This is a genomic window from Nocardioides sp. (assembly GCF_024509035.1).
Lineage (GTDB): Bacteria > Actinomycetota > Actinomycetes > Propionibacteriales > Nocardioidaceae > Nocardioides.
The window spans coordinates 1-941 of sequence record NZ_JANINT010000093.1 but is presented as its reverse complement, the minus strand read 5'-3'; the positions used below and the strand labels follow the sequence as shown (position 1 = coordinate 941).

Genomic DNA, 941 nt, shown 5'->3' with positions numbered 1-941 from the left:
AGCGGGGCGGCGCCGAAGGCCTCGAGCAGCAGCCGCTGGTTGTTGTGGGCCGCCTGGAGGAACGAGGGGTCGTCGGGGGACGGAGCGCCGATGGTGCGCGGGCCCACGAACGCGGCGACCAGGCCGCCGGGGGAGAAGAAGTCCTCGGGACGGCGCGGGCGGCCGAGCAGCACGTCGTCGTTGAGGTAGACGAAGTGCTCGGCGAGGTCGGGAACGCGGTGCAGCCCGGTCTCGATGGCCTGGGAGTTGAACGTGGGGAGCGCCTCGGCCGGGAGGATCTCCGCGTGGTCGACCAGGCGTACGCCGGGGTGCCTGGTGTCGAGCCAGGCCGGAGCCTGGCCGGCGGTCACCAGGTGGATGCGGCGCACCCACGGGGCGAAGAGGTGCACGCTGCGCAGGGAGTAGCGCAGCTCGTCGTGGTTGCGGAAGCGGGCCTGGCCGCTGGAGGTACGGTCCAGGTCCACGCCGGTCTCGGTGAGGCGGGCAGCGCGCCGCGCGTTCCAGTCGGGGTCCTCGCCGTCCACCCAGGTGTAGACGACGTCGACCGGGAACCGGCACTGGTCCGCCCGGGGGAGCGTCATCGGCTCCAGCGTGGGCACGGTGACGCCGGCGACCTCGACGTCGACCGTGCTCCACCCGGGCTCCAGCGTCGAGACGTACCTCGGCGAGATGGGTCGGCGGGTCGGCCGGCCACGGCTCCAGGACGAGGCCGGCCTCGCGGGTGCGCGCGACCGCAGCGGCCATCGCGGGCACGGCGAGCCGCAGCGGCGGCCAGGAGTCGAGGTCGAGGCGGCGCAGCGACAGGGTCGGCGGCGCCACCCGTCCCAGGGCGTCGAGGAACCGGTCGCGGTCGGCCATCGCGACGACGGCCACCGGGTCGCCGGCGCCGTGCGGCGGGATCGTGAGCCAGGGGACCCCTGCCTCGCGGGCGGCGCCACCCA

2 protein-coding genes are annotated in these 941 nt (G+C 75.3%); one reads left to right on the top strand and one right to left on the bottom strand.

Translation table 11 applies throughout. The features are described from left to right. Positions 1–581, bottom strand: a 581-nt coding sequence (locus tag Q0L15_RS07675; protein ID WP_296603391.1) for a stealth family protein, incomplete at its 3' end; no start/stop codon positions are given. Between the two features lie 19 nt (positions 582–600). Between Q0L15_RS07675 and Q0L15_RS07670 the strand changes: the two genes are divergently transcribed. Continuing rightward, the coding region (locus Q0L15_RS07670) for a hypothetical protein (RefSeq protein ID WP_296603390.1) at positions 601–941 on the top strand (341 nt) is incomplete at its 3' end.